Raw genomic sequence first — 16072 nt, forward strand, 5'->3', positions numbered from 1 at the left:
GATCTCCGAAATTTTAAGGCGGTTTTCAACCCTCGCATAATCCAAAAACGGCAAACTTATGCTTACGTTGCCGCTTAAAAAATTTAGCTTGAAGCTATCGTTGGCACTCACGCCTTGCCCATTAGTAAGCCCTGCGCCTAAATTTACGCTAGGAAAGAAATTTAACTTAGCGGTCTGTTCGTCGTAAAAGCTGGAATTTAGCCTAGCGATCGCAGCTCTAATGTCGGGGCGGTTAGCAAGCGCTGTGTAAGGCACATTTAGATCAACGCCTTGGAATTCTATGGAATTTATCGAATCGGTGTTATCATCAAATTGCAAGCTGGAGGAGATGAGATTTCTCATATATTTATGATTATCCTCGATATTTTTTTGAATGCTTAAGACCTTGTTTTCAAGCCCTAGGATAGAATTTTGAATCTGCCTGTAATCTAGCTGCTCGGACTTGCCGTAATCGTATTTTGCCTTGATTATTTTTTCGATCTCTCGGTAATCGCTTAAATTCTGTTTTGTCCATTTTAGCGAATCGTTTAAATAAAGCATCTCGAAGTAGCCGCTTACGACGGAATTTATAAGAGTCAGGCGAGTATTTTCAAGGTCAAACTCGCTAGCTTTGGCGTTCCAGCCCTCGGCATTTACCGCCGAGCGGATCTTGCCGAAAAGATCAAGCTCATAGCTTACGTTAAAGCCCGAGCTATAGGTTTTGTTCCAATTCGAGCCGGTGCTTATGTCGCGATTAGCGCCCGCACTCCACGAGCTGCTTAGCGTAGGAAAAAGATCAGCCCTGCTTAGCCCTAAATTCGCATAAGCACTCTCAACGTTTAAAGCCGCCGTTTTTAGATCGTAGTTATTCGCAAGGGCTTGATCTACAAGCTTATTTAGGTATGATTCGCCATATTTTTTATACCACAGCGTATCGATTTCATAGCTTGCATTTTCGTCCTTGAAATGCTCTACAGGCTTAAATTCGACCTCACTTTGATTTGAGGCGCAACCGCCGATAAAAACAGCTAAAACGCCGCTTAAAATTACTTTAGAATTTATCATTTTTTCTCCTTGATTATTCTTGTGCTAAAGCATCTATCGGATTTAATCTGCTGGCGTTTCTTGCCGGCAGATATCCGAAAACTATGCCGATCGCGGACGACGCTGCAAAGGCGATCACGAAAGGCGCCGTAGTAAATTTCATCGCAAAATCCGGGCTTATGGTATTAAACGCAAATCCAAGCGCCAAAGCGATTAAAATTCCTAAAGCTCCGCCTAGCGAGCAAAGCAAGATCGCCTCTATCAAAAACTGCTGCAAGATATTGGATTGCTTCGCGCCGATCGCCATTCTGATGCCGATTTCGCGCGTGCGCTCGGTAACGCTTACGAGCATTATATTCATAACGCCGATGCCGCCGACGACGAGCGAGATCACTGCGATCGATGAGATCAAAATCGTCATCGTGCCGGTAGTGCTTTGTATTGTTTGTTTGATAGTATCTGCGTTCATCGTATGAAAATCCCGCGAGCCGTGTCTTTGGATAAGTAGCTGGGTTAGGCTCTCTTCGGCCACTTGAGTATTGACATCGTCTTTTATTTTGATGGTGATAGAGCTGATTTTTCGATTGCCCGTGATTTTATTCATCACAGTTGAGTACGGCGCGTAAATTCTTAAATTTTCGTTGCTTCCGAAGGCGTTTTTATCCTTGCCCGAAACTCCTATGATCTTAAGTGGCTTACCCGAAAATAAAATCGTCTTGCCGATAGGATCGGAATTTTTAAAAAATGTTTTTTTAGTGTTTGGATCGATAATCGCGATAGAGGCAGAATTTTTAATATCATCGTCGCTAAAATTTCTACCATCTTCTATATCTATGCCATTAACCGCCAAAGAATTCACGCCGCCGCCGCGCAGTTGAGCCTTGGAGCTTAAATTAGCATATGTTGCCGTACCGCTTGCAGAAGCATTTGGTGTGGCATAATCGACGTAAGGCTGGCGCGCCAAAACTTTAGAATCGCTTATCGTAAGGGTGCTCACGAAGCCTGCACGCACGTCGCCGAAATTTTTACCGGGAAAGATATCGATCGTATTGGTGCCAATTTTACGGATCTCGGATAAAATTTTCTCCTCCGAACCCTTACCGAGAGCTACTACGCAGATAACCGAGGCAATGCCGATGATGATACCTAGCATCGTCAAAATCGATCTTAGCTTATGCGAAAATATCGCGCTAATCGACATTTTAAAGCTTTCGATGAGCTGGTCTTTGCAAAATATAAAGGAATTTTTAGTTTTGATCTGCTCTTTTTTGCGCTCAAAAACCCGTTCCGTCTTTCTTTTATCGCTTAAAATTCTGCCGTCTTTGATCTCGATGATACGATCCGCAAATTCCGCGATATGCGCATCGTGCGTAACTATGATGATGGTGTGACCCTCTTTGTGCAGCGCCGTTAAAATTTGCATCACCGTCTCGCCGCTTTTGCTATCAAGCGCGCCGGTGGGCTCGTCGGCCAAAATCACTTCGCCGCCGTTTATCAGAGCGCGGGCGATACTTACTCGCTGCTGCTGCCCGCCGCTAAGCTTGCTCGGTAAATTTTTAATGCGATCGCCAAGCTCCAGCTTATCCAAAAGCTCCACCGCTCGTTTCGTCCGTTCGCTTGCCCCTACGCCCGCATACACCGCAGGCAGCGAGACGTTTGCGGTCGCGTCCATCGTAGCGATAAGATTATATTTTTGAAAGACAAAGCCGAATTTTTTGCTTCTAAGCGCCGCAAGCTCGTCGCCGCTTAAATTCGCGGTCTCGCGACCCTCGATCTTGTAGCTTCCGCTGCTTAGCGTATCGATGCAGCCGATTATATTCATCAGCGTGGATTTTCCGCTTCCCGATTGCCCGATTATCGATATAAACTCGCCCGCTTCGATATTTAAGTTTACGTCCTTTAGGACGTGGATTTCGTTATCGCCGAGAATGAATTTTTTGTTTATATCTTTAAGCTCTAGCATTTTCACACCATAAAATTCTCTAAAATACCATCGGAGGCCCGTCCATATTTAACGGCGCGGCTTTTCCGTCGGCGATGAGCACTTCGTCCTTCTCGTCGAGGCCACTTAAAATTTCGGTATTCAGATCGTCGCTGACGCCCGTTTTCACGTATCGCTGCTCGGGCTCTTTGCCGTTAAGCACAGTGACGTAATCGCCTCCCCCATCGCGCTTAATGACGGAGGTAGGCAGATAGCTCGTATTGTTCGCTTCGCTTACGATTATGTTGTTTTCGGTCGTCATTCCGATCTTTAAAAAATCGTTTTCATTGTCCACTAGCATCTTTGCGTAAAAATAGATCGCGCTGTCGCTGCTACTCGAAGAATAGGACGAACCGCTAGAGGTTTTATCGTAAGTCCCGTCGCTAAGCGTAGTAAGACCCGGATCGATCTTGTAAATTTTAGCCTTTTTGATATTATCCAGATCCGATAGTATGGAGTATTCTACGTCCATTCCAACCTTTACTTTAGATATATCGCCCTCTGCGATCTGCATCTTGATCTCCATCTTGCTCAGATCGGCGATCTTTACGATCGTAGGCGTAGTTTGGTTGAAATTTACCGTCTTACCCTCCTCTACCGGCATCGAAACGATCGTGCCGCTTATCGGAGCCGTGATTTTAGTGTAGCCGAAATTCGTCTCCGCCGTGCTTAGTTGAAGTTTCGTCTGTTCAATCTGCGCCTCGATCTGCTTCTGCTCGGCCTCTTTTAAAGCGGCGCTATTTTTAGCGTTTTCCACCGCCTCTTTGGAAGCGGCGTTTCTTTTATACAGCTCAAGCTCGCGGTTATACTGCGTTTTAGCGTTTGCCGCGGCGATCTTTGCTGAAGCCAAATTTGCTTCGTGGATCAGAAGCTGTGCCTTTTGCTGCGCGATCTCGTTTTCTTGAGTAACCGAATCGATCTGCGCGATCATATCGCCTTTTTGAACCTTATCGCCTACTTTGACATGGAGCTTTTTAATCTGACCACTTACCTGCGCGCCCACGTCGACCAAATCCCTAGCATAAACCTCTCCCGCAGCCGTCACCGTGCCTCTGATACTGCCCTTCTCAAGCCTCGTGGTAAGGGCCTTCGGTGCCTCTTCTTGCTTAAAAAATTTACCGTATAAAAAATATATCGCAATAAAGATAAGTACGATAGAAACGATAAATTTCAAGGTTTTTTTCATTTTGCCAACTTCAAATAAAATAAGGGCTAATTCTAATGTAAAAATATAAAATTTTAGTTAAATACTAAATTCTTTGCTCGCGTAGGGCGTAAAATTTCATAATCTTTTTATGCAAAATTAGCGAAACATAAATCAGCGCCGAGCCCGCAAGCAGGCGCGCTATATCGGCGTCCTTTTGCCAAAACACTAAATTTACGATGATCGCTGCGGGGATGAGCGCGTTATTCATAATCGCAAGCACGCCGCTATCGACTTCGCACGCGCCCTTGTTCCACAAAAAATAGCCTAAAGCGCTAGCTACCGTGCCCAGATACACGATCACGGCGCCCTGCGAGAAGCTGGGATTAAATTTAGAAAAATCCCCGAGCACGATCGCGGCAATCGCCGTAACGGCGGTAGCTCCGACGAAAAAGTAGCCGAAAAGCTCCTTCTGCTCGCTAAAGCCGTGGCGCTCCAGCATAAATTTATACGCGCTCTGTCCAAGCCCAAAGCATAAATTTGCGCCTTGGACTAGCAAAAAGCCCGTCAAAAACTCGGAATTTATCGCGCCGAATTTTATCACCAAGGCACCTAGCACCGCGACAGCGACGCTGAAAAGGTATAACGCGCGAAATCTAAGTTTAAGCGCGTCGTAAAGCAGCGTCACGTAAAATGGGGTAAATATCGTAAAAAGCGCCACCTCATAGACCTTCAAATACGCAAAGCTGCGGTAGTAAAAGATATACATCACGCCGATCTGCACTGCGCCCACGGCGCAAATTTTAAGCGCTAAAGTGGGATTTACGCCGCGAAATTTCATAAACGGCAGGAAGCAAATTAGCGCCAATGATACGCGCGAAAATGCCAAATACGCGCTGTCTATGCCGCGCAAAAACTCGCCTATCAGCGAGAAGCTAAACGCCCAAATACAAGTAACCAAAATCAGTTTTTTCAAAACGTCCGCCTAAGCTTTAAAATTTGAGCGGACATTTTATAAAATTTTAGTTAAATTTGGGATTTAAATTTCGCCCGCGCGGCATAAATTTAGGTTTTTATTTATTTTAAATGTGTTAAAATTATCCGATTTTTGAAATTTAAGGGTAAAAATGAACGACGTTTCGGTTATAGTTCTTGCCGCAGGGCTGGGCACTCGGATGAAGTCGCAAAAAGCTAAAGTTCTTTTCGAGCTTTGCGGTGAGCCGATGATAATCCACATCCTAAAGAAAGCTTACGAAATTTCAAACGACGTGAGCGTGATTTTACACTACCAATTTGACGAGGTTAAAAGCGCAGTTCTAGCGCACTTTCCAAACGCTAAAATTTACAAACAAGACCACGAGCGCTTCCCAGGCACTGCGGGCGGGCTAAAAGAGGTCGAAATCAGCGGAGCCAAAACGCTCATAATCTGCGGCGATATGCCTTTGGTAAAAAGCGCCGAACTTCGCAAACTCTGCGAGGGGGACGCGGAAGTAAATTTAAGCGTTTTTAGCGCGCGCGATCCATTCGGATACGGTCGCGTAATTACCCGCGGCGGCGAAATTTTAAAGATCGTCGAGCAAAAGGACGCAAGCGAAGAGGAAAAAGCGGTAAAAGACGCAAACGCAGGCTGCTACTGCTTCAAAAGCGAGGCATTGAAACAGATTCTGCCGCAGATCAAACCAGATAACGCGCAAAAAGAGTACTACCTCACCGACGCGATCAAAATCGCCAAAGATATGGGCTTAAAATGCGCCGCCGTATGGGTGGACGAGCAAAGCTTCATGGGCATAAACGATAAGTTCGCCCTCAGCATCGCCGAAAATTTAATGCAAAACGAGATCAAAGAAAATTTGATGAAACAAGGTGTTTTGATGCGCCTACCGCAAAGCATCTACATCGACAGCAGGGCGAAATTTATCGGCGAATGCGAGCTGCAAGAAAACGTAAGTATCGTCGGTCCTTGCGTGATCGAAAGCTCGCTTATAAAAAGCGGCTGCGTCATCGAAGATAGCGTCGTAAAAAACTCCGACATCGGTCCGATGGCACATCTACGCCCAAAATGCGAAGTCATCGGCACCCATATCGGAAATTTCGTCGAGCTTAAAAACGCAAAAGTAAACAGGATCAAGGCGGGGCATTTAAGCTACCTCGGAGATTGCGAGATCGATGAGGGCAGCAATATCGGCTGTGGCACGATTACGTGTAACTACGACGGCAAGAAAAAATACAAAACGATAATCGGCAAAAACGTCTTCATCGGCTCGGACACGCAGCTAGTAGCGCCCGTGCGGGTGGCCGACGACGTCATAATCGCCGCGGGCACGACGGTTACGAGCGACGTTCCAAGCGGCGCGCTAGCGATCAGCCGAAGCAAACAAATCAACAAAGATGGGTTTTTCCATAAATTTTTTAGGAGCGAAGATGAATAAGAAAAAGGTTTTACTGGCGGTTTGCGGGAGTATCAGTTTTTACAAAGCGTTTGAAATTTTATCCGCTCTGAAAAAGTCGAATTTCGACGTCTATGTCGCGCTTAGCGACGGCGTGCAGGAGTTTGTCAGCTACAAGGCATTCGAGGCGCTGTGCGATCACCCGGTGCTTTGCAAAGCCAACGAAAACTGGCAGGCGGGCATCAACCACATCGCTTATTCCAAGGTGGATTTAGTTTTGATAGCACCTGCGACGGCAAATACGATAAACAAGCTCGCTTGGGGCGTCTGCGATAATGTATTTTTAGAGGTGCTAAACGCGGCTTTTGCCCACGCCAAGGTAGTCATCGCGCCAGCCGCAAATCCCGCGCTACTTGAAAACAACATCACGAAAAACTGCATCGATATGCTAAAAGCGAGCGTGAATGCGTATTTTGTGGATCCGATAGAAAAAACTCTAGCTTGCGGCGATACCGGCAAGGGCGGATTAGCGAGCACCGAGGCGATAATGCAGACGCTAAAGCGTGCGCTTTACAACGATAAATTTTGGGAGGATAAAACCGTCATCATCACCGGAGGCGCGACGATCGAAAAGATCGATAGCGTGCGCGGCATTACGAATTTTTCCAGCGGCAAAACCTCCAAAGCGATTGCCGACGCGCTGTTTTATCTGGGTGCGGACGTGACGCTGATCTCTAGCAACGAATATGAAAATTTACCGTACAAGCTCGTTAAATTTGAAAGCACTATCGGGCTAAAATCGGCGCTTGACAGCACAAAATTCCCCGACGGCGCGTATTTGATAATGGCCGCCGCGGTAAGCGACTACTCGCCGAAGGTGCGCTACAAAGATAAGGTGAAAAAAGCGGAGATCGGCGAAATTTGGAATTTACGCCTGGGCGAAAACGAGGATATCTTAAGCTCCGTGCGCGGAAATATCAAAAAAGTGGGCTTTAAACTCGAAACCGACCGCGAAAATGCCGTCGGCGAGGCCAAACGCATGCTCAATGAAAAGCATCTCGACGCCGTGTGTCTAAACGTACTGGACGACATCATCAAGCTCGGCGGCGACGTCCTTAAGGTCACTTTCATCACCAAGGGCGATCAGGTCGTAATCGACACCGCGCCGAAGGACGAAGTCGCCCTAAAAATCGCGGCTGAGCTGAAAAAAATCTGATCCGTGAATAACCTAAATCATCTAGCCCTCGTGATGGACGGCAACGGGCGCTGGGCGAAAAAGCGCGGTCTGCTGCGCACCGGCGGGCACGAAGCGGGCGCGGAGGTCGTGGAGCAGATCTGCGAGTTTTGCATTGACGAAGGCATCGCAAACCTCACACTCTACGCCTTTAGCACCGAAAATTGGAAGCGTCCGAAAAGCGAAGTGGAATTTTTGATGAAGTTGCTTCAAAAATTCCTAATTTCGCGCCGCGAAAAATTTACCCAAAACGGGATAAAATTCTATCCGATCGGCGATATATCGGCTTTTAGCGGCGATCTGCGAAGCGAGATCGAATATCTTTCAAATTTAACTCAAAACGGGCGAGCGCTAAATTTTAACCTAGCAATCAACTACGGCTCGCGAGACGAGATCGTGCGAGCGTGTGAGAGGCTGCTTGCAAGCGGCGAGCGACTAAGCGAAGCGGGCATCAGCGAGCATCTGGATACCACGCACAGCGGCGACGTGGATCTGCTGGTGCGCACGGGCGGCGAGCAGCGGCTGTCGAATTTCTTGCTCTGGCAGGCGAGCTACGCCGAGCTTGCGTTTACGCCGACGCTGTGGCCGGATTTCAGGCGCGAGGAGCTTGCGCGCATAGTGGATGATTTCCGCCGCAAACAGCGCCGCTTCGGCGGTCTTTGAGCTACGGCCAGTCGCTTTAAATTTTAAAATTTTAATTCGCAGAACCGCATGCGACGCGGTAAATTTTAAAATTTAATCCGCGGGCACTCGCGACTTTTAAATTTTAAAATTTCAGGATTTTAATTTACGGCGCCATAAAATTTAAAATTTTAATACGTAGGCGCGCGACGCTATAGAAATTTTAAATTTCGCCCTTTTAAATTTAAAGCTCTAGCGCGAGCCGTGTTGCGCGGCGTGGTAAATTTACGCGGCAGGATTTTAAAAATCACGCCGCGCGTTCACGCAAAGACCGAAAGGAAGGCCATGAGCTACTACATACAATGCGGTTGCGGCAAAAAGCTTACCAAAAAGCCTATAAAAACTCTAAGATGCCCAAGATGCGGCAGCATGTATAAAAAACCCAAGAAATTTATACTGGCGGTCTATATTTGCCTGCTTGTGTTTTTTGTGCTAGCATTTGCTTTCATCCCCGATAAAATGGGGATTTTGGCATCCGCAGGCAGCGGGATAGGCGCATATATTATGTTTTTATGGATCGTAGATACTTTGAACTTCGATCTTTTGGACGCCGTGATACTGGTGGCGGGATTTTTGATTTTCGGCGGATTATATGAGGCATGGGGCGAGCCGCTCATTGCCGGGCTCATAGCTATTTTATTTTGCGTAGGCGCGGCGGCGATTTTCGTAAAATTTTTCCCTTATGAGAGGCAAAAAATCAATGAAAACTAAGAAATTTCTCGCTACCATAAAGCGTTTGATTAAATTTTAAAAAGTTAAAGCTCCAAAGGAAAAAGATGGATTTAAATATCGTTTACGGCGTGATTTTTGCGGTATTCGGCACCTGCGTAGGCTCGTTTTGCAACGTCCTGATCTACCGTCTGCCGCGCGGACAGAGCGTAAATTTCCCCGCATCACACTGCCCCAAATGCTCTCACGCTTTAAAATTTTACCACAATATCCCGCTGCTTTCGTGGCTCTTTTTGGGCGGCAAATGCGCCTTTTGTAAAACCAAAATTTCGATCCGCTACCCGATCGTCGAGCTTTTAGGCGGCGCGCTTGCGCTTGCGGCGTATTTCGGCGAGCCCGATCTTGCAAAAGCCGCGGTGCTTGGGCTTTGCTTTATCTTGCTTATGGCGCTTTCGGCGATCGATTTTGAGTATAAAGCCGTACCGGAGAGCCTTCTTTACGTAGTTACGGCGCTTTCGCTTGCTTATACGCTGATGTATGATTTTAATCTTAGCGGCGTAGGAGCGGCGGCGGGATACGCGGCGATATTTTTCGTGCTGCGCCTCATCGTCACCTTCGTGCTAAAGCGCGAAGCGATGGGAAGCGCGGATATTTTTATCGCGGGCGTTATGGGGGCGATTTTGGGCTGGAAGCTGGGCGGCATCTCGATCTACATCGGCGCGATTTTGACGCTGCCTGCGTATCTCATCGCGCACAAAAAGGGCTACGAGCTGCCGTTCGTGCCGTTTTTATCGATGGGGCTGCTTCTTACCTTTATTTTTAGAGATCAAATTTTAAGGCTTCTGGACGTCATTTATGGATAGAGTGCAGCGCTATTTATTTAGCAATTTTGTCGGCTCGTTCGCGTCGCTTTTCAGCACGCTTTTTATCATAATGTCGATCGTCTTTTTCCTTCAGATCGCGCGCATTACGTCGTTTATCGAGATAAATTTTTCGGAGCTAGTCAAGCTCTATCTTTTCATGCTGCCGCGCATCCTCATATTTACGGTGCCGATCGCGTTTTTCGTAGCGCTTAGTATCTCGCTTTTTAGGCTCTCTAAAGAGAACGAAACCATCGTCATCTTTACGATCGGCTACGCCACGCGCAAGATCGCGCTGTTTTTCGGCATAAGCGCCGCGCTGTGCTCTTTGGCGCTGCTTTTCGTATCGCTTTTTATGATGCCGATAGCCGAAAATTTAAAGGACAATTTCATCGATTACAAAAAAATTAGCGCGACGCTAAATATCAAATCCAACGAATTCGGGCAGAAATTCTCCGACTGGCTCGTTTTTATCGACTCGCAGGAAAACAACGGCACAAGCACGCTGTATAAGGATCTCGTGCTGTATAATCCAGGTGGCTCGCAGGATCACGAGCGGATGATCGTAGCGCGTAGCGGCGAGTTTAAAAACGAAAACGCGAGCTTTTCTGCGATGCTGCACGACGGCAAAATTTACACGATGGGTGGCGAGCAGTGGCACGTAAGCGAGTTTGAAAGCCTAACTCTGCGCACGCAAAGCGACCGCAATATCCGCGGCGGAGGCGGCGTGATCGGATACTGGAGCGATATGAGCGGCAGCGAAAAGCGCAGGAAAGAATTTAGCATCTACACCCTCGTCTCGCTCTTTCCGCTGGCGAGCTTTCTGTTTGCGCTAAGCCTCGGCATCGTGACCTATCGCTACGAAAAGGGCTTCGTTTACGCGGGGATCTTCGGCGTGCTTTTTAGCTACTTCGCGCTAATCATGCTACTCTCCAAATACCCGAGCATCGCGCTTCCCGTGACATTCGGCGTTACGCTTATCGGCTCGCTGCTTTACTACAGGATCAAAATTGCCCCGAGATACTGAAAAAGACTACAAATTTTGCGGCGGCGAAATTTTAAACGAAAGCTCGTCTGCTCGAAATTTAACGGATAAAATTTCGGCGAGCAAGGCTAGCACCTCTGAAATTTTGCGTGGCGTAAATTTAAAACGCGAAGCGCAAAACGGCGAGCAAGCTTTGATCTTAAACGACAGGTTTTCAAATTTTAAAAATTCCGCTCTCGTAAGCTCGGCGAGCGATACGGCTATCCATACTGCGCCTGATTGCAGTTTGAAGCAAGAAAGCGTCAGGCGAAATTTAGACGCCGTTTCCGCTAAAAAGACTACGCGCGCGGCAAATTTAAATTCCGCCCGCAAAAATTCCGCCGATACCGCTGCTTCGGATATTTGCGCGGCAAACGCTGCGAAAGCTAATGTGGCAAGCGGCGACGCTTTAAAAATCTATATATCGCCCGTCGCAAAATTTTACACTACCCGTCCCGCGTCCGCCCACACCGCAGACTCCCGCAAAGCAAACGCCGCCCGCATAGCAGATGCCCCAGCAAACACCCTCACAAGCGCATCCGAATTAAAAAATATTCTTGAAAGCGCGCCCGCAAGCGACTTCGCAGCGAGCGAACTTGCGCAAATCGGCAAAATAAGCACTCTGCCAAATGTCCCCGCAGATGCGTGCACCTTCGCAGCGAGCGTAAACTCCGAACGCGTAAAGCTCAAGCTCGTCTATTCCTACGACGGCTCGAAATTTAGCGGCTCGCAGTCTCAGCCTCACGGGCGCGGCGTCGAGGACGTGCTGCGCGCGGCTTTGGGGCGAGTGGGGATCTTTGCGCCACTTATCAGCAGCTCGCGCACCGATAAAGGGGTGCACGCGCTGCGCCAGGTAAGCTGCGTCGAATGCACCGTGCATTGGGAGCTGCCGCGCCTAAAAGAGCTCATCAACCGCCACTGCGCGCCCTATATTTTTGTGCAGCACATCAGCCCGGTGCCGCGCGATTTTCATCCGCGTTACGACGCCGTGGCGCGCTCCTATCGCTACGTTTTAAACCACGGACGTCCAAGCCCCTTTCTTAGCGATTTTTGCGTGTTTTATCCGCGCGTGGATCTTGCCGCGCTCAATGCTGCGCTTGCAAATTTTGTCGGCGAGCACGATTTTAGCGAGTTTATGAAAAGCGGCAGCGACATAAAAAGCCCGATACGCGAGCTCTACATCGCGCGCGCCTACTCTTTTAGAAATTTGACCTTGATAAATTTTAAAGCCAACGGATTTTTGCGAGCGCAGGTGCGACTGATGGTCGCAAACGCCCTAAAATCCGTGCAGAGCGGGCGCAAGATCAGCTTCTCGCGGGCTCTTAGCAGAATCCCCTTTCCGCCGAACGGGCTGTATCTTAGCGGCGTGAGTTATTAAGACTTGAAATTTATAGCGTTAAATTTTATCCACGGGCGTTTGGATTTCAAGCTTAGAATTTTATCGCGGTAAAATTCTGCATATGAGAGTAGATCGCCACCCTACTTTGATATTAAATCACCTGCACCACGATGTGTAAAATCGTAAATTTGCGCAAAATTCGATCTGTTTTTATTAGAATTTTATAGAAATTTAGCAATACTTTCAAACTTTTAACTCAAAAAGGAGCAAAGATGAAAAAAATTTCTGTTGCTTTGGCCGGTTTGGCCTTACTAGCTAGCGTTTCAGGCGCTAAGGAGTTCATCAATATCGGCACCGGCGGTATGACCGGCACCTATTATCCGGTAGGCGGCGCGATTTGCCGCTTGGTAAATATGGATAAAAATATGAAATGCTCCGTGCAATCGACGGGCGGCTCGACGTATAACGTCAATAACGTGCTTAAAAAAGAGCTAAATTTCGGCTTCGTTCAAAGCGATGTCGTCTATGATAAATACAACGGTACGGGCAAATTTCAAGGCGCGGCGGATAAAAATTTACGCTCCGTAATTTCGATCTATCCGGAGCTTTTGGCCTTCGTCGTCTCTAAGGAGAGCGGTATTAAAGCTTACGGCGACGCTGCGGGCAAAAAGATCAATATCGGAAACCCGGGCAGCGGCAACGAGCTAACCAGCACGATAGTTTTTGAAAATTACGACTTCGATCTTAAAAAGCTCGCCCAGCACGGCGTCTTAACCGCGCAAGAATGCCCTATGGCGCTAAAAGATAAGAAAATCGACGGATACTTCTACGTCGTAGGACATCCGACCGCAAATATTACCGATGCGGCGACTTCGCTTCCTATCGACTTAGTCGGCATCGACGATGAGCATATCAAAAAAATTCTAGAAAAATATCCATATTTTGCCAAAGGCGTGATCCCTGCGAAGATGTATGACGGCGTAGACCACGATACGCAAACTATCGGCGTAAAGGCTGTACTCGTAACCGACGCTAGCCAAAGCGACGAGGCGGTTAGGGCGGTAGTTAAGGCTATACTTGATAATTTTGACGAGTATAAAAAGCTACACCCTGCGTTAAATTTGGTAAGCAAAGAATCTCTTTTAGAGGGGCTTAGCGCGCCGCTTCATCCTGCGGCAGAGGCGGTGTATAAAGAAGCTGGGCTGCTGAAATAGGCTAGTTGATGGAGAAATCTACACAAAACGACGAGCAGGTTTTAGAGGTAAAAAGTAGAGAATTTACCTCTAAAAAGCTCTTCTGGCTCGTGACGCTGGTCTGCTTCGCGTGGTCGGTCTTTCAGCTTTACATCGCGTATTTTACGCTAAATACGAATATCGCGCGCTCAATCCACTTGGCGTTCGCCATTTTTATAATTTTTTCGCTTTTTCCGTTTCGCCCGCGCTCTAAGGCACATTTTTACATCCCGTTTTACGATTATATTTTATTAATCGTCGGAGTCGCGGCGATCTTGTATCCTGCGATAGAATTTAACGGGCTAGCGCAGCGCCCGGGAAATTATCTAACCAGAGATATCGTAGCATCGTTTATCGGAATTTTCATACTCTTTGAAGCAGGTCGTCGTATGATGGGACCAGCGCTTGGCATTATCGCTTTTACCTTTCTTCTGTATTGCTACTTCGGTCCTTATATGCCCGATATCATCGCACACCGCGGCGCAAGCTTTGAACTGCTTGCAGGGCATATGTTTTTAACTACAGAGGGCGTATTTGGCGTGCCGGTAGGGGTCAGCACCAGCTTCATTTATCTGTTCGTGCTATTCGGCGCGCTTTTGGAGCGAGCCGGAGCGGGGCAGTATTTTATAAACGTAGCGTTTGCGATTTTAGGTCGCTTCCGCGGAGGACCCGCCAAGGCTAGCGTAATCGCCAGCGGACTAACCGGCATGGTAAGCGGCAGCTCGACCGCAAACGTCGTGACGGTGGGCACCTTTACGATCCCGCTAATGAAAAAAGCGGGGCTTACCGCCACTAAAGCGGGCGCTATCGAGGTCGCTGCAGGTGTAAACGGGCAGCTTATGCCGCCTATCATGGGCGCTGCGGCGTTTATCATCGCAGAATTTTTAGGCATGAGCTACACCAACGTAATGATCGCGGCGGTGATCCCGGCCTTCGTCTGTTACGCGGGGTTATTTTTCATCGTGCATCTGGAAAGCTGCAAACTGGGGCTTCACGGCAGTCGCGATTACGCCAAGGTTTCAAAGCTAAAAATTATATTTAGTGGCATTCATTACATAATACCGATTTTGGTGCTTCTTTTCACTCTATTGATTCTAAAAGAAAGTGCGATATCTGCGGCGTTTAACTCGATTTGCGTGCTATTTTTAATAATGATCGTACAAGAGCCTGCAAAGAAAACGATATTTGGCGAAAAGGTTGGCAAGTCCGATTTTATCGTCGGCTTTGTCGATATTTTTTGGGCTATGGTGGGCGCTGCTAAAAATATGGTCACGGTAGCCGTTGCCACCGCACTAGCGGGTATCATCATCGGCTCAATCTCGCTTACCGGGCTGGGACAGGTTCTTTCAGAGCTCGTAGAAGCAGTCGCAGGAAATAGCATAGTACTGATACTTCTGATGACTGCGATAATGAGCCTTATTTTGGGCATGGGACTTCCTACTACGGCGAATTATATCGTCGTTTCAAGCTTAATCGCACCGGTGATTTTGATACTAGCGGGCAAAAATGGCTTTTTGATCCCTGCGATCGCAGTGCATCTTTTTGTCTTTTATTTTGGAATTTTAGCCGACGATACCCCGCCAGTGGGTATTGCCGCATATGCTGCGGCGGGTATCGCAAAGGCAAATCCGGTGACCGTGGGACTTCAGGGCTTCGTGTATGATCTGCGTACCGCGGTACTTCCGTTTGCGTTTTTCTTCAACAATAAGCTGCTTTTGATCCAAAGCATCGGCGATCCGATGGATTCAAAGAGCATCGTTTGGATCAGCGATCCACTGCAAATCGTGCTGATTTTTGCCACGGCGATCGTGGGTATGTTTGCTTTCAGCTCCTCGCTGCAGGGCTGGTTTGTAACAAAATGCAATCCACTAGAGCGCCTACTATTGCTGCTAGTAACGCCGCTAATGCTGGTGCCTAATATCTGCGCGAAATTCATAGAGTTTATCCCTAGCGAATACGCAAGCTACGGCATAGGCGCTGCGATCTACGTGCTGATATTTGCAAAGCAGTGGCTTTTAAGGCCCAAAGACTCTGGCGATACTCACGCCGAAAATAGCGCGCCTACGGCGTAAATCCAAATTTGATCTCGCTAAATTTTAAGATAAATTTGCGGGGTCTTATTAAATTTTATCCTCTTGCGTCGAGGTGTAAAATTCCAAAATCAATCCTTTGTTCTAAATTTAAATCCGTCTATCTAAACTACTCAAAATTTTAAATTGCGCCGAAGCGATTATGTCCCTTAGTAAGATAAATTTATTCATACGAAGCTACTGTGTTAAAAAACATCGCATGTTAATCCCATTGCTAGTCTATAATTATCGCAAGCCGCAGGATGCACGAAATCAATAGAGCAAAGCCGTTTTCGCGTTACCGCTTGTGATGCCTTTGATAGTTTAAAATATACACGTCCATAAAAGCGAAAATGATTCTTAGAGCAGATAAAATCAAAACTGTGCAAAATTTCTTCAAAACGATTTGATAATTAAGGCTGGGCGTTA

Annotated in this window: 13 protein-coding genes; 9 read left to right on the forward strand and 4 right to left on the reverse strand. The window is 47.4% G+C overall.

The genetic code is table 11. The features are described 5' to 3' along the window. The 4 genes from Q0277_RS00600 to Q0277_RS00615 form a co-directional block, all read right to left on the reverse strand. Positions 1-1044, reverse strand: a 1044-nt coding sequence (locus Q0277_RS00600) for a TolC family protein (protein ID WP_297994452.1), incomplete at its 3' end; no start/stop codon positions are given. 13 nt (positions 1045-1057) lie between these two features. Beyond that, complete coding sequence (locus tag Q0277_RS00605) at positions 1058-2986, reverse strand: MacB family efflux pump subunit (protein WP_297994453.1); 1929 nt, start codon at positions 2984-2986, stop codon at positions 1058-1060. A gap of 19 nt (positions 2987-3005) precedes the next feature. Beyond that, positions 3006-4190, reverse strand: a complete 1185-nt coding sequence (locus Q0277_RS00610; RefSeq protein ID WP_297994456.1) for an efflux RND transporter periplasmic adaptor subunit — start codon at positions 4188-4190, stop codon at positions 3006-3008. Between the two features lie 64 nt (positions 4191-4254). After that, positions 4255-5124: an EamA family transporter gene (locus Q0277_RS00615; protein WP_297994457.1), complete on the reverse strand. Its 870-nt coding sequence runs from the start codon at positions 5122-5124 to the stop codon at positions 4255-4257. 151 nt (positions 5125-5275) lie between these two features. Between Q0277_RS00615 and glmU the strand changes: the two genes are divergently transcribed. The 9 genes from glmU to Q0277_RS00660 all read left to right on the forward strand — a co-directional run bounded on the left by glmU (position 5276) and on the right by Q0277_RS00660 (position 15646). Further along, positions 5276-6577, forward strand: a complete 1302-nt coding sequence (gene glmU, locus Q0277_RS00620; RefSeq protein ID WP_297994460.1) for a bifunctional UDP-N-acetylglucosamine diphosphorylase/glucosamine-1-phosphate N-acetyltransferase GlmU — start codon at positions 5276-5278, stop codon at positions 6575-6577. Further along, a complete protein-coding gene (gene coaBC, locus Q0277_RS00625) occupies positions 6570-7751 on the forward strand; it encodes a bifunctional phosphopantothenoylcysteine decarboxylase/phosphopantothenate--cysteine ligase CoaBC (protein ID WP_297994463.1) in 1182 nt (393 codons plus the stop codon). The genes glmU and coaBC overlap by 8 nt, the downstream gene beginning before the upstream one ends. 3 nt (positions 7752-7754) lie before the next feature. Further along, positions 7755-8432 carry a polyprenyl diphosphate synthase gene (uppS, locus tag Q0277_RS00630; RefSeq protein ID WP_297994466.1) on the forward strand — a complete coding sequence of 226 codons (678 nt, stop codon included), beginning with the start codon at positions 7755-7757 and terminating at the stop codon, positions 8430-8432. A 303-nt stretch (positions 8433-8735) separates the two neighbouring features. Further along, positions 8736-9161 carry a hypothetical protein gene (locus Q0277_RS00635; RefSeq protein ID WP_297994469.1) on the forward strand — a complete coding sequence of 142 codons (426 nt, stop codon included), beginning with the start codon at positions 8736-8738 and terminating at the stop codon, positions 9159-9161. A gap of 65 nt (positions 9162-9226) precedes the next feature. Then, positions 9227-9982, forward strand: a complete 756-nt coding sequence (locus Q0277_RS00640) for an A24 family peptidase (RefSeq protein WP_297994471.1) — start codon at positions 9227-9229, stop codon at positions 9980-9982. After that, entirely contained in the window at positions 9975-11006 is a 1032-nt protein-coding gene (locus tag Q0277_RS00645) for an LptF/LptG family permease (protein ID WP_297994474.1), read from the forward strand. The genes Q0277_RS00640 and Q0277_RS00645 overlap by 8 nt, the downstream gene beginning before the upstream one ends. Positions 11007-11625: 619 nt before the next feature. Further along, entirely contained in the window at positions 11626-12381 is a 756-nt protein-coding gene (gene truA, locus Q0277_RS11150; RefSeq protein WP_366517310.1) for a tRNA pseudouridine(38-40) synthase TruA, read from the forward strand. 233 nt (positions 12382-12614) lie between these two features. After that, entirely contained in the window at positions 12615-13556 is a 942-nt protein-coding gene (locus Q0277_RS00655; RefSeq protein WP_297994480.1) for a TAXI family TRAP transporter solute-binding subunit, read from the forward strand. 8 nt (positions 13557-13564) lie between these two features. Then, a complete protein-coding gene (locus Q0277_RS00660) occupies positions 13565-15646 on the forward strand; it encodes a TRAP transporter permease (protein ID WP_297994483.1) in 2082 nt (693 codons plus the stop codon). Positions 15647-16072 lie beyond the last annotated feature (426 nt).

Source organism: uncultured Campylobacter sp. (assembly GCF_938030815.1).
GTDB lineage: Bacteria > Campylobacterota > Campylobacteria > Campylobacterales > Campylobacteraceae > Campylobacter_B.